At 69.8% G+C, this 19,922-nt stretch carries 18 protein-coding genes; 15 read left to right on the forward strand and 3 right to left on the reverse strand.

The window, feature by feature from the left end; all coding sequences use genetic code 11:
* The first annotated feature begins 47 nt into the window (after positions 1 to 47).
* From M6I34_RS07005 to M6I34_RS07030, 6 genes are all read left to right on the forward strand, one after another.
* The gene (locus tag M6I34_RS07005) at positions 48 to 1,052 is read left to right on the forward strand and encodes a TRAP transporter substrate-binding protein (protein ID WP_272484978.1); all 1,005 of its coding nucleotides are present in this window, start codon (positions 48 to 50) and stop codon (positions 1,050 to 1,052) included.
* 42 nt (positions 1,053 to 1,094) lie between these two features.
* Complete coding sequence (locus M6I34_RS07010) at positions 1,095 to 1,607, forward strand: TRAP transporter small permease (protein ID WP_272484979.1); 513 nt, start codon at positions 1,095 to 1,097, stop codon at positions 1,605 to 1,607.
* A 43-nt stretch (positions 1,608 to 1,650) separates the two neighbouring features.
* On the forward strand, positions 1,651 to 2,934 hold the full coding sequence (locus tag M6I34_RS07015; RefSeq protein WP_272484980.1) for a TRAP transporter large permease: 1,284 nt from the start codon (positions 1,651 to 1,653) through the stop codon (positions 2,932 to 2,934).
* A 15-nt stretch (positions 2,935 to 2,949) separates the two neighbouring features.
* Positions 2,950 to 3,741 (forward strand): enoyl-CoA hydratase/isomerase family protein, encoded by a 792-nt coding sequence (locus M6I34_RS07020; RefSeq protein ID WP_272484981.1) that lies wholly within the window; start codon positions 2,950 to 2,952, stop codon positions 3,739 to 3,741.
* A 10-nt stretch (positions 3,742 to 3,751) separates the two neighbouring features.
* Positions 3,752 to 4,963, forward strand: a complete 1,212-nt coding sequence (locus M6I34_RS07025) for a CaiB/BaiF CoA transferase family protein (RefSeq protein WP_272484982.1) — start codon at positions 3,752 to 3,754, stop codon at positions 4,961 to 4,963.
* A 113-nt stretch (positions 4,964 to 5,076) separates the two neighbouring features.
* On the forward strand, positions 5,077 to 6,276 hold the full coding sequence (locus M6I34_RS07030; protein WP_272484983.1) for a pyridoxal phosphate-dependent aminotransferase: 1,200 nt from the start codon (positions 5,077 to 5,079) through the stop codon (positions 6,274 to 6,276).
* Positions 6,277 to 6,309: 33 nt separating this feature from the next.
* Here M6I34_RS07030 and M6I34_RS07035 read toward each other — a convergent pair whose 3' ends face one another.
* A complete protein-coding gene (locus M6I34_RS07035) occupies positions 6,310 to 7,467 on the reverse strand; it encodes a lytic transglycosylase domain-containing protein (RefSeq protein ID WP_272484984.1) in 1,158 nt (385 codons plus the stop codon).
* 458 nt (positions 7,468 to 7,925) lie between these two features.
* On the opposite strand from M6I34_RS07035, the gene M6I34_RS07040 reads away from it, so the two are divergent.
* Complete coding sequence (locus tag M6I34_RS07040) at positions 7,926 to 9,482, forward strand: UbiD family decarboxylase (protein WP_272484985.1); 1,557 nt, start codon at positions 7,926 to 7,928, stop codon at positions 9,480 to 9,482.
* Between the two features lie 24 nt (positions 9,483 to 9,506).
* Here the strand turns inward: M6I34_RS07040 and dacB are convergent, their stop codons facing one another.
* Complete coding sequence (gene dacB, locus M6I34_RS07045) at positions 9,507 to 10,934, reverse strand: D-alanyl-D-alanine carboxypeptidase/D-alanyl-D-alanine endopeptidase (RefSeq protein WP_272484986.1); 1,428 nt, start codon at positions 10,932 to 10,934, stop codon at positions 9,507 to 9,509.
* Between the two features lie 100 nt (positions 10,935 to 11,034).
* On the opposite strand from dacB, the gene M6I34_RS07050 reads away from it, so the two are divergent.
* The 6 genes from M6I34_RS07050 (at position 11,035) to M6I34_RS07075 (ending at position 16,538) form a co-directional block, all read left to right on the forward strand.
* Positions 11,035 to 11,799: an SDR family NAD(P)-dependent oxidoreductase gene (locus M6I34_RS07050; RefSeq protein WP_272484987.1), complete on the forward strand. Its 765-nt coding sequence runs from the start codon at positions 11,035 to 11,037 to the stop codon at positions 11,797 to 11,799.
* A 150-nt stretch (positions 11,800 to 11,949) separates the two neighbouring features.
* Positions 11,950 to 13,356 (forward strand): oxygen-independent coproporphyrinogen III oxidase, encoded by a 1,407-nt coding sequence (hemN, locus tag M6I34_RS07055; RefSeq protein WP_272484988.1) that lies wholly within the window; start codon positions 11,950 to 11,952, stop codon positions 13,354 to 13,356.
* A gap of 105 nt (positions 13,357 to 13,461) precedes the next feature.
* A complete protein-coding gene (locus M6I34_RS07060; protein WP_272484989.1) occupies positions 13,462 to 15,150 on the forward strand; it encodes a long-chain-fatty-acid--CoA ligase in 1,689 nt (562 codons plus the stop codon).
* 37 nt (positions 15,151 to 15,187) lie between these two features.
* On the forward strand, positions 15,188 to 15,718 hold the full coding sequence (locus M6I34_RS07065) for a carboxymuconolactone decarboxylase family protein (RefSeq protein WP_272484990.1): 531 nt from the start codon (positions 15,188 to 15,190) through the stop codon (positions 15,716 to 15,718).
* Positions 15,715 to 16,068: a hypothetical protein gene (locus tag M6I34_RS07070; protein WP_272484991.1), complete on the forward strand. Its 354-nt coding sequence runs from the start codon at positions 15,715 to 15,717 to the stop codon at positions 16,066 to 16,068. The genes M6I34_RS07065 and M6I34_RS07070 overlap by 4 nt, the downstream gene beginning before the upstream one ends.
* 260 nt (positions 16,069 to 16,328) lie before the next feature.
* A complete protein-coding gene (locus M6I34_RS07075) occupies positions 16,329 to 16,538 on the forward strand; it encodes a cold-shock protein (protein ID WP_272484992.1) in 210 nt (69 codons plus the stop codon).
* A 163-nt stretch (positions 16,539 to 16,701) separates the two neighbouring features.
* Here M6I34_RS07075 and M6I34_RS07080 read toward each other — a convergent pair whose 3' ends face one another.
* Entirely contained in the window at positions 16,702 to 17,664 is a 963-nt protein-coding gene (locus M6I34_RS07080; RefSeq protein WP_272484993.1) for a nucleoside recognition domain-containing protein, read from the reverse strand.
* 276 nt (positions 17,665 to 17,940) lie between these two features.
* Between M6I34_RS07080 and groES the strand changes: the two genes are divergently transcribed.
* Positions 17,941 to 18,228, forward strand: coding sequence for a co-chaperone GroES (gene groES, locus M6I34_RS07085; RefSeq protein WP_147702611.1), 288 nt, complete (start codon positions 17,941 to 17,943; stop codon positions 18,226 to 18,228).
* A 28-nt stretch (positions 18,229 to 18,256) separates the two neighbouring features.
* Positions 18,257 to 19,900, forward strand: coding sequence for a chaperonin GroEL (gene groL / locus M6I34_RS07090; RefSeq protein WP_272484994.1), 1,644 nt, complete (start codon positions 18,257 to 18,259; stop codon positions 19,898 to 19,900).
* The last annotated feature ends 22 nt before the right edge of the window (positions 19,901 to 19,922 follow it).

Below are 19,922 nucleotides of genomic sequence, written 5' to 3' on the forward strand. Positions count from 1 at the left end.
TCAACAGAGCGCCCCCGAAGGGGCCGAACACTCCGAAGGAGGAGACGATGAAAGCAACGATGAAATCCGCGCGCCGCCTGCTGCTGCAGGCCGCCGTCGCCGGCGGCGCCGCCGCGCTCGCGCTGCCCGCCGCCGCGCAGCAGATCGAGCTGAAGCTCGGCCACGTCGGCGAACCCGGCTCGCTGTACCAGATCGCCTCCGAGGACTTCGCCAAGCGCGTCCAGCAGAAGCTCGGCGACAAGGTCAAGATCACGATCTTCGGCTCGAGCCAGCTGGGCGGCGACAAGGAGATGATGCAGAAGCTCAAGCTCGGCACGCTCGACATGTCGATCCCGTCGACCGTCATGAGCAGCGAGGTCGAGCTGTTCGGCATGTTCGAGATGCCCTACCTGGTCAAGGACCGCGCGCACCTGGCCAAGATCGAGAAGGAGATCTTCTGGCCGTCGCTCGCGCCCGCCGTCGAGGCCAAGGGCCTGAAGATGCTCGCGCTGTGGGAGAACGGCTACCGCCACATCACCAACAACAAGAAGCCGATCACCAAGCCCGAGGACCTGGCCGGCATCAAGCTGCGCGTGCCCGAGGGCAAGTGGCGCGTCGCGATGTTCAAGGCCTACGGCGCCAACCCGAGCCCGATGAAGTTCTCGGAGCTGTTCACCGCGCTGCAGACCGGCGTGATGGACGGCCAGGAGAACCCGTTCACGCAGATCGTCAGCGCCAAGCTGCACGAGGTGCAGAAGTACCTGTCGCTGTCGGGCCACGTCTACGCGCCGGCCTACCTGGTCGCCGGCAAGCGCAAGTGGGAGCAGCTGCCGGCCGACATCCGCAAGGAGCTGGAGGCCGCCGCGCGAGAGACCCAGGCCACCGTGTACGCGGCCACCGACCGGATGCAGGACGAACTGCTCGGCAAGATCAAGGCCGCCGGCGTGGAGGTCAACGAGGTCGACAAGGACGCCTTCATCGCAGCCAGCGGCGCGATCTACGAGGAGTTCGGCCAGTCGGTCAAGGGCGCCAAGCCGCTGGTCGACAAGGCGATCGCACTCGGCAAGAAGTAAGCGCCGACGGAACTGGAAAGGAAAAGCCGGGAGAGCATGTCGATGCAAGCCTTTCGCAAGCGCTACGAGAAGTTTCTCGAGTGGCTGGTCATCGTGCTGATGGTGATACTCGCCGTCGAGGTCATGATCGGCGTCGTGTTCCGCACGATGGGACAGTCGCTGGTCTGGTACGACGAGATCGCGTCGATCCTGCTCGCCTGGCTCACCTTCTACGGTTCGGCCTACGCGGCCGCCAAGCGCGGCCACATCAGCTGCCCGGAGATCGTCGCGATGATGCCTCCGGGTCCGCGCCTCGCCGTGACGCTCGCCGTCGAGGCGGTGGTCATCGGCTTCTTCGCGCTGCTCGGCTACTTCGGCTGGGTGGTGCTGGAGATCCTGGCGACCGACACCCTGGTCAGCCTGCCGGACATCCCGGTCTCGTGGGTGCAGTCGGTGATCCCGATCTCGGCCGTGCTGATCATCGTCGCCGAGCTGCTGACCCTCCCCGAGGCGCTGGCCTGGGCGCGCGACCCGCATGCGGGCGGCGTCCACACCAGCGGCGAAGCCTCCAACTGATCCGAACGAAACCACCGAAAAGAAGAGACAAGGAGATTCGGACATGGAGATGCTGCTCTTGTTCGGCTGCGTGCTCGCGCTGGTCCTGCTCAACGTGCCGATCGCCGTGGCGCTCGGCGTCGTGGCCGTCGCCGCCATCTGGCTTGCGCAGGGCACCGACGCGCTGCTGAACCTTCCGATCGTCGTGTACAACGGGGCCACCAACTTCCCGCTGCTCGCGATCCCCCTGTTCATCCTGGCCGGCGCGATCATGAACGCGTCGGGCATCTCGTCGCGCCTGCTGGCCTTCGCGACCGCCCTGCTCGGCTTCATCCGGGGCGGCCTGGCGATGGTCTCGATCGGCACCTCGCTGTTCTTCGCCGAGATCTCCGGATCGGCGGTCGCCGACGTGGCAGCGCTCGGGTCGATCCTCGTGCCGGCGATGAAGAAGAAGGGCTACCCTGCGGCCCTGGCCGCGGCCGTGACCTCGTCGTCGGCGACGCTGGCGGTGATCATCCCGCCGTCGATCCCGATGATCCTGTACGCGGTGATGGCCGAGACCTCGGTCGTGCAGATGTTCGTTGCCGGCATCATCCCGGGCATCCTCGGCGGCCTCGGCCTGATGGGAATGGCCTACTACTTCGCGCGCCGCTACAACCTGCCGATCGAGCAGAGCCTCGACTGGAAGGAAGTCCGCCGCACCGCCCGCGAGGCCTCCTGGGCCTTCACGCTGCCGATGATCATCCTGGGCGGCATCTTCGGCGGCTTCGTCACCGCGACCGAGGGCGCGGCGCTCGCGGTCCTGGCGGCCTTGTTCATCGGCCTGGTCGTGTACCGGGAACTGGATCTCGCCCACCTGAAGGCGGCGATCATCGAGGGCGCAGGCCAGACCGCGGTGGTGATGCTGCTGGTGGCCACCTCGGCACTGCTCGGCGTGTACCTGACCGAGACGCAGGCACCGCAGCAGCTGGCGCAGTCGGTGATGGACCTGACCACCAACAAGTGGTTCGTGCTGGCCCTGCTGAACGTGATCTTCCTGCTGCTCGGCATGTTCCTGCACTCGGCCGCCGCGATCATCCTGGTCGTGCCGGTCGTGATGCCGCTGGTCAACGCGGTGGGCATCGACCCGGTGCACTTCGGCCTGATCGTGACGATCAACCTGGGCATCGGCCAGCAGACCCCGCCGGTGGCGAGCGTGCTGATGATCTCCTGCTCGATCGCCAAGTGCGGCGTCTGGGAGGTGTCGCGCACCAACGTCTACTTCGTCGGCGTGCTGTTCGCCGTGCTGATGCTGGTCACCTACGTGCCGATCACCGGCATGGGCCTGGTCGAGCTGTTCTATCGCTGAGGCAAGGGAGCCGAAATGACCGACAAAGCCGCCGAAACCATCCTGGTCGAGCGCGAAGGCGCGATCGCCACGGTGATCCTCAACCGTCCGCACAAGCTGAACGCGCTGACCAAGCCGATGTGGAAGCTGCTGGGCGAGACGATGGACCGCCTGTCGGCCGACGACTCGGTGCGCTGCGTGATCCTGCGCGGCGCCGGCGAGAAGTCCTTCTCGCCGGGCAACGACATCTCGGAATTCGAGACCGAGCGCTCGAACCGCGAGCAGGCGATCGCCTACGGTCACATCATGCACGAGACCGCCCGCGCGATCGCCGACTGCCGCCACCCGACGCTGGCCCAGATCCACGGCATCTGCGTGGGCGGCGGGCTGGAGATCGCCGCGCTGTGCGACATGCGCATCTGCGGCGAATCGAGCCGCTTCGGCGCACCGATCAAGAACCTGGGCCTGGTCATGGCCTACCCCGAGATGGAACCGCTGATTCACCTCGCCGGCCCGTCGGTGGCGCTCGAGATCCTGTACGAAGGGCGGATCTTCGACGCGGCCGAGGCGAAGGACAAGCGGCTGGTCAACCGCGTGGTCGCCGACGACCGGGTGGCCGACGAGTGCCGCGAGACTGCTCGGCGGATCGCCGACGGGGCGCCGCTGGTCGCGCGGTGGCACAAGAAGTTCGCCCGCAAGCTGATGAGCGGCCAGCCGCTGTCCGAGCAGGAGTACCTCGAGTGCTTCGACTGCTTCGACACCGAGGACTTCCGCATCGGCTACAAGGCCTTCCTCGCGAAGGCGAAGCCCGGGTTCGTCGGTCGCTGAGGGCCTTTCGATGACCGCGCAGCGAAGCGCCGGCCCGCTGGCCGGCATGAAGGTCCTCGAACTCTCGCAGATCATGGCCGGCCCCACCGCCGGCATGATGCTCGCCGACCTCGGCGCCGACGTGATCAAGGTCGAGAAGCTGCCCGGCGGGGACGACTCGCGCAGCTATCGCGAGCCGCGGGTCAACGGCGTGTCGGCGCCGTTCATGATCCTGAACCGCAACAAGCGCGGCATCGCGCTTGACCTCAAGCACGCGAAGGGCAAGGAAGTGCTGAAGCGGATGGTCGCCGGCGCCGACGTGCTGACCGAGAACTACCGCAAGGGCACGCTGGAGAAGCTCGGGGTCGGCTACGACGTGCTGTCGAAGCTCAACCCGGGCCTGATCTACTCGTCGGTCTCGGGCTACGGCCGCACCGGCCCCTGGGCCGACAAGGGCGGCTTCGACCTGATCGCGCAGGGCTTCTCCGGCCTGATGAGCATCACCGGCGAGCCCGGCCGCCCGCCCGCCAAGTCGGGCAACCCGGTGGCCGACATCAACGCGGGCATCCTGCAGGCGCTCGGCGTCATCGCCGCCTACGTGCACAAGCTGAAGACCGGCGAGGGCCAGGTCGTCGAGACCTCGCTGATGGAGTCGGCGCTGCAGCAGACCTACTGGCATGCGGCGATCTTCTTCGCCACCGGCGCCTCGGGCGGCCCGCTCGGTTCCAGCCACGTGCTGACCGCGCCCTACCAGGCCTTCCGCACCGCCGACGGCTTCGTCAACATCGGCGGCGCGAACCAGTCGAACTGGGAGCGGATCGCCGACGTGCTCGGCCACCCCGAGTGGAAGACCGACCCGCGCTTCGCCACCAACGACGACCGGATGCGCAACCTGCCGGCGCTGGTCGAGGCCATGGAGGCGGTGCTGGTCGCGCACGACCGGGCACACTGGATCGCGGCCTTCGACGCTGCCGGCGTGCCGGCCGGGCCGGTTCACTCGATCGGCGAGGCGCTCACCCACCCGCAGGTGCTGGCTCGCGACATGGTCGTCGAGGTCGACCATCCGAAGGCCGGCCGCACGCAAGCGCTCGGCTTCCCGGTCAAGCTGCACGGCACGCCCGCGGTCGCCCCGAAGCCCGCCCCGGCGCTCGGCGAGCACACGCGCGAGGTGCTGGCGGAGTTCGGGTACGCGGCCGACGAGATCGACGCGCTGATCGCCGAGGGTGTCGTCGGCGCGGGCTGAAGGCCAGCCGGGGCCGGCGCACGCCGATCCCGGTTCGACGACCAGGCGCGCCGGCCGACCGGCCGGCTCCGGGCGATAATCGAGGTCTTTGCAGGCGCCTCCGCCCCACTCCGATGACCGCAGCGATCCCGTCCTCGCCTTCCCTGCCCTTTCCGCTCGCGCGCCGCACGGCGCGGATCGATCCCTTCCACGTGATGGAACTGGCCAAGCGCGCCGCCGCGCTCGAGGCCGCCGGCCATCCGGTCATCCACATGAGCATCGGCGAGCCCGACTTCACCGCGCCCGAGCCGGTGCTGGCGGCGCTCGAGCGCGCCGCGCGGGCCGGCCACACGCAGTACACCGGCGCCACCGGCCTCGCGTCCTTGCGCCGCGCGATCGCCCGCGACTACGGCGAGCGCTACGGGCTGGACATCGCACCGTCGCGTATCGTGGTGACCGCCGGCGCGTCGGCCGCGCTATCGCTGGCCTGCTGCGCGCTGGTCAACCCGGGCGACGGCGTGCTGATGACCGACCCGAGCTATCCGTGCAACCGCCATTTCGTCGCCGCCTTCGACGGCGAACCGCAGCTGGTCCCGGTGGGCCCGGAGGCCCGCTTCCAGATGACGCGGACGCTGCTCGAGGCGAACTGGGCCGCGCACACGCGGGGCACGCTGCTCGCGTCGCCGGCGAACCCGACCGGCACCTCGATCCCTTTCGACGAGCTGGCCGGCATCGTGGACGCGGTCCGCGCGCGAAGCGGCTTCTCGATCGTCGACGAGATCTACCTGGGACTGTCGTACGACGGCTCGCCGCGCAGCGCGCTCGCGCTCGGCGACGACCTGATCGTCACGAACAGCTTCTCGAAGTACTTTCACATGACCGGCTGGCGGCTCGGCTGGCTGGTCGTGCCCGAATCGCTGGCGCCGGTGTTCGAAAAGCTCTCGCAGAACCTGTACATCTGCGCGTCGACGCTGGCCCAGCACGCCGCACTGGCCTGCTTCGACCCCGAGTCGAAGGCGATCTTCGAGACGCGCCGCGAGGAGTTCCGGCGGCGGCGCGACTGGATCGTGCCGGCCCTGCGCGGCATCGGACTCGACGTGCCGGTGACGCCCGACGGCGCCTTCTACGCCTGGGCCGACTGCAGCGCGTTCACCGACGACAGCTCGGACTTCGCGATCGAGTTGCTCGAGAAGACCGGGGTCTCGGTCGTGCCCGGCAAGGACTTCGGCCGGCACGACCCGCAGCGCTGGCTGAGGCTGTCGTACGCGACGTCGATGGAGAAGATGCGCGAGGCGATCGACCGGCTCGGACGGCACCTCGGCCGAGGCGCCTGAGGGCGAGAGGCCCGGCGAGCGCCGCCGCCGGCCTCAGAGATCGGACAGCTTGTCGACCGACAGCCGGTCGAGCAACTGCGCGACCGCTTCCTTGCCGCCCGGCTCGACGCTGGCCGCAGGCGCGACGTCGACCCACGGCATCGGCTGTTCCACCGCGAACAGCGGGATCGTCTTGGTCTCGCCCGGCATGCCGCTGTTCGGCGCGACGCGCGCGACGTCGGGAACAGGCTCCAGGCCGGCAACCGTGGCGGGCCCCGACGCGCCCTTCGCGAGAGCCTGCCGCTCGCCCGGCACCGGCAGGCCCTTGGCAGCAGCGGCGATCCGCTCGCGCTCGCCGAGCACCTTGCGACCATAGCCGAAATCGTGGGGCAGCAGGGCCGCGCCGACGTAGGATTTCAGCGCTCCCTCGACCGTGCCTTCGCGCACCAGGTATTCCTTCAGGATCGCCGATCCGACGGTGATGTTCGCTACCGGGTCGAAGGCCGCAGCCGGCCCGCCGAATGGCGCGAACTTGTCGGTGTGCACCCGGGTGAGCACCTGCATCAGGCCCTGCGCGCCCTTCGGGCTGCGAGCCTTGGGGTTGAAGCTGGACTCGACCGACACGACGGCCAGGATCAGGTGCGGGTCGAGCCGGAACTCGCGCGCCACCTGATAGGCGTGGGCGACGAAGTGCTGCACGTCGTCCAGCGCCACCCGGTACTTCGAGGAAACGAATTCGGCCACCTTGCGCTGCTCGGCGGTGAGCTTGAGCGGAGGCCTGACCGCCTGCGCCTGCCGCCCGGCGCGTTCGGAATCCTGCGCGACGAGATTCTGCTGCGCCGCGGACTCGGACGGCCGGACCCTGGTTTCCATCGCGGATCGCGCGCGGGCCAGGTGACGCTGGATCTCGACCAGCAGCGTGGCGCTGGGAACCGGAGACGACTCGCCCGCCTGCTCGTAGCGCGTTTCGGCCGGGCGCTGCTGCACCCCGGCGTCGTCCGCCTCGGGCAGGCCGAAGCGACCGCCTTGCGCCTCGGCGGCATCCAGCAGGACCGATCGCGCGGGCTCCGCGCGGGGAACGAAACCGTGCACCGTCGAGACCGTCACGGCGAGCAGGGCGACCATCGGCATCGAGGCGAACGCCGATCGCCCCGCAGCGCGAATCCACGCGAGGGGGGCAAGGAAGTTCGTGACCTGACGTCGCTCGGGCACCGAGACTCCTTCCGGCATTCGCCGTACCTTTCGCCGACCAGGCGGAATGATCCTGCGCGAGCCGCCCGTCGACGGTCACGCGGAGGGGGATCACCCGCTCCGCACCGACGAGACATCGTCGCTCCTCGCAGAACCGCTTGCGGGCGATGCGTGGCCGCCCGCTGTCGGCGAACCCCCGGCGTGCTCACAGCCGATTCGCCATCGTCGGGAACCTCCGGCGCGCTCACGGCACGATCCCCGCTTTTGCGCCCGTCAAGCGAACCCCGACGAGCGCAGGACCGCATCGGAAGAGCGGCCGACCCGAAGACGGGCTGGCAGGATTTTAGGGACGGACGGAGGGGTGGTCAACCTAAAGATTTTGGACGAATGGTTATTCCAGCGCGCGCCGCGCGTCCCGGAACCGGCGCCACGATCGCCGGTGCGACAATCGGACCCGGACAGGAAAACGGCTCGAAACGATGAAATACGAGGATCTGCGGGACTTCGTCCGCCAGCTCGAAGCGGGCGGGGAACTGAGGCGAATCGCGGTCGAGGTCTCACCCGCGCTCGAGATGACCGAGATCGCGGATCGGGTCCTGCGGGCCGGCGGACCGGCACTGCTGTTCGAACGCCCGGCGCAGGCCGGGCGCACCTGGCCGGTCCCGGTCCTCGCGAACCTGTTCGGCACGCCGCGCCGGGTCGCGCTCGGCATGGGCGCCGAATCGACCGACGCGCTGCGCGAGATCGGCAAGCTGCTCGCCTACCTGAAGGAGCCCGAGCCGCCGAAGGGGCTGCGCGACGCGTGGGACAAGCTGCCGATGCTCAGGCAGGTGCTGAACATGGCGCCCCGCGAGACCGGCCGGCCCGCCTGCCAGCAGCAGGTGGCGGAGGCGGACGAGGTCGACCTCGGCGACCTGCCGGTGCAGACCTGCTGGCCGGGGGACGCGGCGCCCCTGATCACCTGGGGCCTGGTCGTGACCCGCGGGCCTCACCGCGCGCGACAGAACCTCGGCATCTACCGTCAACAGGTGATCGGCCGCAACCAGACGATCATGCGCTGGCTCGCCCACCGCGGCGGCGCGCTCGACTTCCGCGACCACGCGGCGAAGCACCCGGGCGAACCCTTCCCGATCGCGGTCGCCCTGGGCGCCGACCCGGCCACGATCCTGGGCGCAGTCACACCGGTGCCCGACACGCTGTCCGAATACCAGTTCGCCGGCCTGCTGCGCGGCTCGAAGACGCTGCTGGCCAAGTGCCTCGGCAGCACGTTGCGGGTACCGGCCAGCGCCGAGATCGTGCTGGAAGGCGCGATCCGGCCCGACCCCGACGGCAGCCTGACACGGGCCCACGCGCGCCGGCTCGGCTGGCAGGGCGAGCCGCCCTCGGCGGCGCTGACCGGCTGGGAAATGGCGCTCGAGGGGCCGTACGGGGACCACACCGGCTACTACAACGAGCGGGACTGGTTCCCGGTGTTCACGATCGAGCGCATCACGATGCGCGACTCGCCGATCTACCACTCCACCTACACCGGCAAGCCGCCCGACGAGCCGGCGATCCTGGGCGTGGCGCTCAACGAGGTCTTCGTGCCGATCCTGTGCCGGCAGTTCCCGGAGATCGTCGACTTCTACCTGCCGCCCGAGGGCTGCTCGTACCGGATGGCGGTCGTCTCGATCCGCAAGCAGTACCCGGGGCACGCGAAGCGGGTCATGTTCGGCATCTGGAGCTTCCTGCGCCAGTTCATGTACACGAAGTTCATCGTGGTGGTGGACGAGGGCATCGACGTGCGCGACTGGAAGGAGGTGATCTGGGCGATCACGACCCGGGTCGACCCGCTGCGCGATGCGACGCTGGTCGACCGCACGCCGATCGACTACCTGGATTTCGCTTCCCCGGTGTCGGGACTGGGCTCGAAGCTCGGCCTGGACGCGACGAACAAGTGGCCCGGCGAGACCGACCGCGAGTGGGGGCGCCCTATCGTGATGGACCCGCAGGTGAAGCGACGGGTCGACTCGCTATGGGAGCGCCTCGGCCTGTGACGGCGCCGGGCGCGGCCGCCGGCGTCAGCCGTTCGCATGCAGCCAGCGCAGCAGCCTGTCCTGGAAAGCGCCCGAGGCCCTCGCCCGCGGCCCGTTGACGAAGACCGCCAGCGCATAGCGACGGCCCGAGGCCGCCTCGAGGTAGCCAGCGATCGAGCGCACGCCGTCGAGGCTGCCGGTCTTCATCCAGGCGCGGCCCGCGACCGGTTCGCCCGCCAGCCTGAAGCGAACCGTGCCGGTCTCGCCGACCCGCGGCAGCGACTGCCGGAAGCGTTCGCCGAGCGGCTCCCGATCGGCATCGGCGAGCAGGCGAACCAGGTTCGCCGGGCTGATCCTCGCATCGCGCGACAGCCCGGCGCCGTTGTCGAGCACCAGCTCCGGAAAGTCGAGCCCCCGGCCGCCCAGCCAGGCCCGCACCGCCTCGCGGCCGTCGCGAACCCCGGCCGGCCGCGCGCCCCTGGCCGCGGCCACCTGCAGCAGCAGTTGCCGGGCCATCACGTTGTTGCTGAAGTGGTTCACGTCGTCGACGATCTCGGCCAGCGTGCGCGGCGACACCCACTCGACCCATGGATCGCCGTTCGCGGCGCCGCGCTCGATGCGCGCATCGCCGTGCCACACGCCGCCGGCGGCGCGCCAGGCCGCCGCGAAGAAGGCCCGTGCGAACTCGACGTGGCCGAGCACCGACGCGAACAAGCCCTGCTCGCCGCATCCGGCCGAGTAAGGCCCCTCGACCCGGATCACCGGCGGCCTGTCGCGCCCGCCGGAAAACTCGCGAACGCGCAGGCCGGCCGCGCCGTTGCGGCAGGGACCGCGCTGCACCCGCACCCGGTTCTCGATCCGCACGTCGGCCAGCGGCGGGTCGAGCTCGATCGCGGCGCCCCCCGCATCCGGGCGGACCAGGAGCCGCGTCGCCTTGAAGTTCATCAGCGCGCCGGATGGCAGCACGTTGTAGGGCTGGCTCGCATCGCCGTCGAAGGGCGGCAGGGTCTCGTCGACCGGCTCGAAGATCGCGTCGTCGACGACCAGGTCGCCGCGGATCTCGTGCAGGCCCGCCGCGCGGATCCGGGCGATCCACTCGGTCAGGTCCTCGACGACCAGCTTCGGATCACCGCCGCCGCGCAGCACCAGGTCCCCTTCCAGCACGCCGTCGACGACCCGGCCGCGCAGGTGCAGCGTGGTGCGCCAGCGGAACTCGGGCCCCAGGATGGAGAGCGCCGCCCAGGTGGTCACCAGCTTCATCGTCGAGGCCGGATTGAACGGGCGGTCGGCATTCAGGCCCCAGGCGGGCGCGGGACTGCCGCCATCGAGCCGCCAGACGGCCACGCCCACGTCGACCGGATCGATCCCGGACTCCTGCAACCAGTCGGCGACGGGCGGTCGCGGCCCCGCGGCGCGCGCAGGCAGGCCGGCGGCGGCGAGCGCCAGCAGGCACAGCACCAGGATGGCGCACAATATCGGGTTCGGACGGCGCGCACGCCGTCTCGCGATCGCTGGGAGCATTTGCGGACGATTATCCCATCGGGCCCGTCGAAGAACAGAGGAGAAGAACAGGATGCGTTTGAAGGACAAGGTCGCGCTGGTCACCGGCGGCGCGAAGGGCATCGGCGAGGCGATCGCGAAGCGCTTCGCCACCGAGGGTGCGAAGGTCGTCATCGCCGACCGCGACACGGACGCCGGCCGCGCGCTCGCCGGGAATGACCCGGCCCTGCACTTCGTACAGGCCGACGTCGCGGCGCCGGGCAGCGGCGCCAGCCTGGTCGCGGCGGCGGTCGAGCGCTTCGGAAGGCTCGACATCCTGGTCAACAACGCGGGCATCACCCACGCGGCCAGCTTCCTCGACCTTCGCGAGGAGGACTTCGATCGCGTGATGTCGGTCAACCTGCGCGCCTATTTCACGGTGGGCCAGGCGGCCGCCCGGCAGATGGTGGCGCAGGGCAGCGGCGGCGCGATCGTCAACATGTCCAGCGTGAACGCGGTGCTCGCGATCGCCGACCAGGTGCCCTACGTGGTGTCCAAGGGCGCGGTGAACCAGCTGACGCGGGTCATGGCGCTGTCGCTGGCGCCGCACGACATCCGGGTCAACGCGGTCGGCCCGGGCACGATCGCCACCGAGCTCGCCCGCCAGGCGGTGATGGGCTCGCCCGAGGCGCGCCAGCGGCTGCTGTCGCGCACGCCGATGCGCCGGCTCGGCGAGCCCGACGAGGTCGCGAAGGTCGCGCTGTTCCTCGCGAGCGACGACGCCTCCTACCTGACCGGCCAGATCGTGTACCCGGACGGCGGCCGGATGGCGCTGAACTACACGGTGCCGGTCGAGTGAACCGGGCCGCGCCGGCCGGCCGCGGCACCGCCACCGCGACGGCCGGCGCGCCGGCGCAGGGGAATTCCTGAGCGCGGCGGCGGATTTCCTGTCCGGCCTCTTGCGCTCGATCAAGACGTGGAATTCCCGAGGCCCGGCACACTCCCTGGAATGCTGACAACCACTGAACCCGCTCCCCTCGAGATCGACGAGGAGCTGCTCGAGCGTTTCGGCGGCCGGGGGCCCCGCTACACGTCCTATCCGACGGCCGACCGCTTCCACGATCGCTTCACCCACGAGGACTACGACCGCGCGCTGATGCGCCGGGCCGACCGGCGCGACGAGCCGCTGGGCCTGTACGTGCACGTGCCCTTCTGCCGCACGATCTGCTGGTACTGCGCCTGCAACAAGATCGGCACCAAGCACCAGGAGCAGTCCTCGCCCTACCTCGAGGCCCTGCTGAAGGAGCTCTGGCTGCTCAGGCACCGGATCGGCACCGGCCACCGGGTCAGCCACCTGCACTTCGGCGGCGGCACGCCGACCTTCATGCCCGACGCCGAGCTCGGCAGGCTGATCGCCGCGTTCCGGGAGACCTTCGACTTCGCCCCCGACGACGACGGCGAGTACTCGATCGAGATCGATCCCCGCACGGTCGATGCCGCGCGGCTGCGCGTGCTGCGCGGGCTCGGCATGAACCGGGTGAGCCTCGGCGTGCAGGACTTCGACCCCGAGGTCCAGAAGGCGGTCAATCGGATCCAGCCGCGCGAGCTGACCGTGGCGCTGATCGAGGCCGCGCGCGATTCCGGCTTCCGCTCGGTCAACGTCGACCTGATCTACGGCCTGCCCAGGCAGACGCCGGATCGCTTTCGCCGCACGGTCGAGCAGACGATCGCCGCCGGCCCCGACCGCATCGCGCTGTACCACTACGCGCACCTGCCCACCCTGTTCAAGCCGCAGCGCCGGATCGCCGAGGCCGACCTTCCCTCGTCGGCCGACAAGGGGCGGATGTTCGAGGAGGCGGTCAGGCTGTTCGAGGCGGCCGGCTACCGGTACCTGGGCCTGGACCACTTCGCCAAGGCCGACGACGAGCTGGCGATCGCGCAGCGCGAGGGACGCCTGCACCGAAACTTCCAGGGCTACACCTCGCACGACCCGGGCGACCTGATCGCGCTGGGCGTTTCGGCGATCGCGTCGGTCGGCGACGTCTACGCGCAGAACGACAAGCTGCTGCAGGGCTACTACGAGGCGCTGGCCGCCGACCGGCTGCCGGTGGTCCGGGGCATCCGGCTCAATCGCGAGGACTTCATCCGGCGCGACGCGATCCAGTCGCTGATGTGCCGATTCGAGCTCGACTGGGGCTGGCTCGCCCGGCGCCGCGGCGTCGACGGCCCCCGCCACTTCGCGCGCGAACTCGCGTCGCTGGCGCCCCTGGTCGACGCCGGCGCGGTGCGGATCGACGCGACCGGCGTCGCCGTGCTGCCGCGCGGCCGCCTGCTGGTGCGCGCGGTGGCGATGGCCTTCGACGAATACCTGGGAAGCGGCTCGCGACCCGCCGGGGGCTATTCCCGGATCGCGTAGGGCCTGCCCGGCGCATCCGGGCAACCGGGCCCGGTATGATCCGGGCCGACCCGAACTTCCGGCAGGCCCCGTCCTTTCGGCGGCCGCCCGCAATTCGCCGCGAACATGCCCGCCCTGACGCTTCACCACCGCTTCTGGCCTCCGGGCCGGCCGCTCTCGCTCCAGTACCCGCAGCAGTCGCTGTACGACAACCTGCGGGCGTCGGCGCAGCGCGCGCCGGGTCATCCGATGCTGGTCTTCTACGGTCGCACGATCGGCTACGGCGAGGCTCTCGAGCAGGTCGACCGGCTGGCGGGCTTCCTGCAGCGCGAATGCGGGGTGAAACGCGGCGACCGGGTGCTCCTGTACCTGCAGAACAGCCCGCAGTGGGTGCTCGCCTATTACGCGATCCTTCGCGCGGACGCGATGGTGGTGCCGGTCAACCCTATGCTGCTCGACGACGAGGTCGCGCACATCGCGTCGAACAGCGGCGCGCGGGTCGCCTTCGCCGCAGAGGACATCGCAGGCCACCTCGGCCAGGCCGGCCTCGAGCACCTGGTACTGGTTCGCTACGCCGACTGCGTCGGCGATCCGCCTGCGCCGCGCACGCCTGCGTCGGTGCTCGCCGAGCCCGTCGACCCGCAGGCGCTGTCGGCCCGGCTGCCGCGCACCCGGATCGCACGATGGCGAGATGCGCTGGACGCCGGCCTCGAGCCGGGCCCGCACCTGGCAGGACCGGACGACCTGGCGGTGCTGCCCTACTCGTCGGGCACCACCGGCAAGCCCAAGGGCTGCATCCACACCCACCGCACCGTGATGGCGACCACCGTCATGCACGCGCACTGGTCGGACTGGGGCGAGGCTCCGGTGGTGCTCGCCACGCTGCCGCTGTTCCACGTCACCGGCATGCAGGGGAACATGAACGCGCCGATCCTGCTCGGCGCGACGATGGTGCTGCTGCAGCGCTGGGACCGCGAGGCCGCGGCCGGGCTGATCGAGTCGATGAAGGTCACCTCGTGGTCCTGCATCACCACGATGGCGATCGACCTTCTGTCGATGCCGGGCATCGAGCAGCGGGACCTGTCGAGCCTGCGCCGCATCGGCGGCGGCGGCGCGGCCATGCCCGAGGCGGTCGGCGCGCGGCTGCGGGCGCTGACCGGCCTGGAATACGTCGAGGGCTACGGGCTCACCGAAACGATCGCGCCCACCCACATCAACCCGCCGCAGCGCCCGAAGCGCCAATGCGGCGGAGTGCCGCTGTTCGACGTGGACGCTCGCATCATCGACCCGGACACGCTGGCCGAGCGCGGGCCCAGCGAGTCGGGCGAGATCGTGGTCAGCGCGCCGCAGGTCTTCCTCGGCTACTGGCACGATCCCGACGCGACCCGCGCCGCCTTCGTCGAGATCGAAGGCAAGCGATTCTTCCGGACCGGCGACATCGGCCACTACGACGACGAGGGTTATTTCTTCGTCACCGACCGCCTGAAGCGGATGATCAACGCCTCCGGCTTCAAGGTCTGGCCCGCGGAGATCGAATCGATGATGTATGCGCACCCCGACATCCGGGAAGCCTGCGTGATCGCGGCGCGCGACGCGCGCCGGGGCGAGACGGTCAAGGCGGTCGTCGTGCTCGAGCCGGGCCGCGACCCCGCCCCGACTCCCGACGAGATCGTGGCCTGGTGCCGCGAGCGGATGGCCGCGTACAAGGTGCCTCGCATCGTCGAGTTCGCCGACGCCCTGCCCCGTTCTGCCACCGGCAAGATCATGTGGCGCGAATTGCAGGAGCGGGAACTGCGCGACCGCCCACGGCCCTGAAACCGAATCCCAAAACGACGAAAGAGGAAACGCGAGGATGCCGAGAATCCCCTACGTGAGCGCCGACCTGCGCGAGCCGCGCGAGATCGTCGACGCGGTGCGCGCCCGCCGCGGCGGCACGCTGCTGAACCTGGACCGCATGCTGCTGCACAGCCCGGAACTCGCGCGCGGCTGGAACGCCCACCTGGGCGCGGTCCGCACCCGGCTGTCGCTGTCGCCGAAGCTGCGCGAGCTCGCGATGTGCATCGTGGCGGTGATCAACGGGGCCGAGTACGAGTTCATCCACCACGCGCCGGTGTTCGTCGAAGCGGGCGGCACCCAGGCCCAGGTCGAGGCGATGCGCGACCCCGATCGCGCCGCCGCCGATGCCGCGCTGTTCGACGAAACCGAGCGCGCGGCGCTCGCCGTCGCGATCGCGATGACGCGTTCGGTGCGCGTCGACGATGCCGCGTTCGACGCGCTGAAGGCGCGGCTCTCCGAGCAGCAACTGGTGGAGTACGTGGCCACGGTCGCGACCTACAACATGGTGTCGCGCTTCCTGGTCGCGATGGGCGTCGAGCCGGAATGAGCCGGAAGGCCGAGCCGCTGACGGTCCGGCTGCCCGAGGCGCTGGGCGAGTTCCTGCGCCGGGAAGCCGAGCGCCGCGCGATCGAGCCCGCGGAGCTGGTTCGACTGCTGCTGATGCGCGGGCTGCACGCGCAGCGGGTCGACGACGTGATACGCGAGCTCTGTCCCGATTGCGGCACCAACGCGCCGAGCAGCGAGGCCATGATCGCCGCCCGCGTCGAGGCGGGCGCGGTCCTCGGCGCGTTCTCCGGACCGGCGAACATGCCGCCCGCCGCGCCGGGCGGAGAATTCCGCGGCGCGGCCCGCAAGGCGATCGCCCGGGCCCGGACCCGCGACCGGCGCGGCGCCTGACGGGGCGGCGCCACGGACCGCTTTTGCTGGCGGCGAATCTCGCCGCAACTTTCGCTGGACAAGGATCCCGGGGTCGTGTAATTTCCGCCCGGCATACGGTTCAAGCAGATCCCACTTTCTTGTGTCAAGCCCGCTGCCCTGCAGCGCGTCGCGGCCGGTTCCCGGCCTGGAATACCTGGTTGTGCTCTCTTGATTTGTTTGCCGCCCCGGGCGCGTTTCGTCCAGGGCGTCCCTAGTCACGCGTATCAATGGAGCGCAACATGAGCAGAGCAACCGGCACGGTCAAGTGGTTCAACGAATCGAAGGGCTTCGGCTTCATCGCCCCCGACGATGGCAGCGCGGATCTCTTCGCGCACTTCTCGGAAATCCAGGGCAGCGGTTTCAAGACCCTGCAGGAGCAGCAGCGCGTCGAGTTCACCGTGAAGCAGGGCCCGAAAGGCCTGCAGGCTTCCGCGATCAAGCCGCTGTAAGCCGGCTCCGGAACGGCGCCCGGCCCCCACGGGGCCAGGGCGCTCGAATCCGGACCTGAAAGACGCGCCGCGAGAGCGGCGCGTTTTTTTTGCGCGTCCCGCCCGGCCCCGGTCGACCCTCGACCGGATTCGCTTGCCCGGCGGGCCGTTCCGCCCCGGTTGCTCAGCCGGCTCGCACGTCGAGCGGCCCGGGCCGCGCATCGGGCTCGCGCAACATCGCCGCGAGCGCTGCCACGATCGCCATCGTCAACAGCACCCGCCCGACCAGCACGACCCAGACGTCGGCCCCGAGCGCCAGGAACAGCAAGGTGTCCTCGATCAGCGAGTGCGACAGAGACAGCCAGGCGAGCGCCAGGAAGCGGGTGCGCGCCGCGAAGCGCTGCCGCTCGGCCTCCTCGATGATCAGCGCGCCGCCGTAGGTCAGGCCGAGCAGCACGCCGACCGTCGTCACCGGCGCGGCGGCGGGCGCCAGCCCCGAGACTCTCAGCACCGGGCTCATGGCCGCGGTGATCCGCCGCGTGACGCCGGTGCGCTCGAGCACGTCGAGCAGCACGAGCAACGACACGATGATCCCGAAGGTCGCGGCCAGCGACATGGCCGTTCCCCACAGCCACGGGCCCCAGCCCTCGCCCGCGCCGCCGCCGGCCGCTGCCGACGCCTGGAGCCACCCGAGCGAGACCGGTTCGGCCAGCAGCCCGGTGAACCGGCAGAACGCCGTGACGGCCGCGCCGTAACCGAGCGCCGCGCCGATGCGAAGCGCGGCGGTGATCCAGAAGCTCGCCCCGGCGCGCCTGACGATCGCCTGCTCGACCGGGATGCCGTGCGCGAACAGGATCATCGCCGCGAGCGCGCTGAACTGCGCGACGCTCATTTCCAGCGTCGGGGCGAAGCCGATCAGGGCGCCTATCGCCGCATAGACGCCGACGAAGACCCCGGTCACCCAGATCATCCCCGCCTCGGCCGGCAGGCCCAGCCAGCCCATCGCCGGCGCGATCGCGCGGGCGATCGCGTCGATCCACCCGAGCTCCTGACCGATCTTCACCGCGATCATGACCGGGAGCATGACCTTGACGAGCGCGAGGAACAGCCGGCGGCTGCGACTCAGGAGCCTGGCCAGGTAGGGCATCGTGGGCGGGGGAAAGGGGGAGGGGCGTAAGGGAGTAGGGGCGGAAGGATAACCCGGCGCGGAGCGGCGGCGGGGCAGCGCCACCCGGACGCCAGACGCATCGGCGGGGCGCCCGCTTGAAAATTTTCGGGGAGCCCCTACAATTAGCACTCGCCAGCGGTGAGTGCTAACAACAACGCATGTCCGCACGTCGCCGCGGGGAACATCCGAAGCCGGCCCCGCCCGGCTTTCAGGTCACATCCGTTCGCTTTTCATTCCAATTCGGAGCCAAATCGCATGAAACTGCGTCCTTTGCATGATCGCGTGATCATCAAGCGTCTGGACAACGAGCGCAAGACCTCGTCGGGCATCGTGATCCCCGACAACGCCGCCGAGAAGCCGGACCAGGGCGAGATTCTCGCCGTCGGCAACGGCAAGGTCGGTGACGACGGCAAGGTCCGTCCGCTGGCCGTCAAGGTCGGCGACAAGGTTCTGTTCGGCAAGTACAGCGGCCAGACCGTCAAGGTCGACGGCGAGGAGCTGCTGGTCATGCGCGAAGAAGACATCATGGCCGTGGTCGAGTAAGCAACAGGTTTCGAGGAGTTAAACGAATATGGCAGCCAAACAGGTTTTCTTCCACGACGATGCGCGTAGCCGCATGGTCGCCGGCGTCAACGTCCTGGCCAACGCGGTCAAGGTCACCCTGGGTCCCAAGGGCCGCAACGTGGTGCTCGAGCGCTCGTTCGGCGCCCCGACCGTCACCAAGGACGGCGTCTCGGTCGCCAAGGAAATCGAACTGAAGGACAAGTTCGAGAACATGGGCGCTCAGATGGTCAAGGAAGTCGCTTCCAAGACCTCGGACAACGCCGGTGACGGCACCACCACCGCCACCGTGCTGGCCCAGGCGATCGTCCGCGAGGGCATGAAGTTCGTCGCCGCCGGCATGAACCCGATGGACCTGAAGCGCGGCATCGACAAGGCGGTCCTCGCCCTGACCGAGGAGCTGAAGAAGGTCAGCAAGCCCTGCACCACCACGAAGGAGATCGCCCAGGTCGGCTCGATCTCGGCGAACTCCGACGAGGAGATCGGCCGGATCATCTCCGAGTCGATGGAGAAGGTCGGCAAGGAAGGCGTGATCACCGTCGAGGACGGCAAGTCGCTCGAGAACGAACTCGACATCGTCGAGGGCATGCAGTTCGACCGCGGCTACCTGTCGCCCTACTTCATCAACAACCCGGACAAGCAGGTCGCCGTCCTGGAAGACCCGTTCGTGCTGCTGCACGACAAGAAGATCAGCAACATCCGCGAGCTGCTGCCGGTGCTCGAGCAGGTCGCCAAGGCCGGCAAGCCGCTGCTGATCATCGCCGAGGAAGTCGAGGGCGAGGCCCTGGCGACCCTGGTCGTCAACAACATCCGCGGCATCCTGAAGACCGTCGCCGTCAAGGCCCCGGGCTTCGGTGACCGTCGCAAGGCGATGCTGGAAGACATGGCCATCCTGACCGGCGGCACCGTGATCTCGGAAGAGACCGGCATGACGCTCGAGAAGGCCACGCTCCAGGAGCTCGGCCGCGCCAAGCGCGTCGAGGTCGGCAAGGAGAACACCACGATCATCGACGGCGCCGGCGAGACCAAGGCGATCGAGGCCCGCGTCAAGGCGATCCGCGCCCAGATCGAGGAAGCCACCAGCGACTACGACCGCGAGAAGCTGCAGGAGCGCGTCGCCAAGCTGGCCGGCGGCGTTGCGGTCATCCGCGTCGGTGCCGCCACCGAAGTCGAGATGAAGGAGAAGAAGGCCCGCGTCGAAGACGCTCTGCACGCCACCCGTGCCGCCGTCGAGGAAGGCATCGTGGCCGGCGGTGGCGTGGCGCTGCTGCGCGCCCGCGCCGCGATCAAGGTCAAGGGCGACAACCCCGACCAGGAAGCCGGCATCAAGATCGTGCTGCGCGCCGTCGAAGAGCCGCTGCGCCAGATCGTCGCCAACGCCGGCGACGAGCCGAGCGTGGTGGTCGCCAAGGTCCTCGAGGGCAAGGGCAACTTCGGCTACAACGCCGGCAACGGCACCTACGGCGACATGCTCGAGATGGGCGTGGTCGACCCGACCAAGGTGACCCGCACCGCGCTGCAGAACGCCGCTTCGGTCGCCGGCCTGATGCTGACCACCGACGCGATGATCGCCGAGGCGCCGGAAGACAAGCCGGCCGCCGGCGGCATGCCCCCGGGCATGGGCGGCATGGGCGGCATGGGCATGGACATGTAACCGGTCCCCGGATCGGTTGCGC

The sequence above is a fragment of the Zeimonas sediminis genome (assembly GCF_023721795.1).
GTDB lineage: Bacteria > Pseudomonadota > Gammaproteobacteria > Burkholderiales > Burkholderiaceae_E > Zeimonas > Zeimonas sediminis.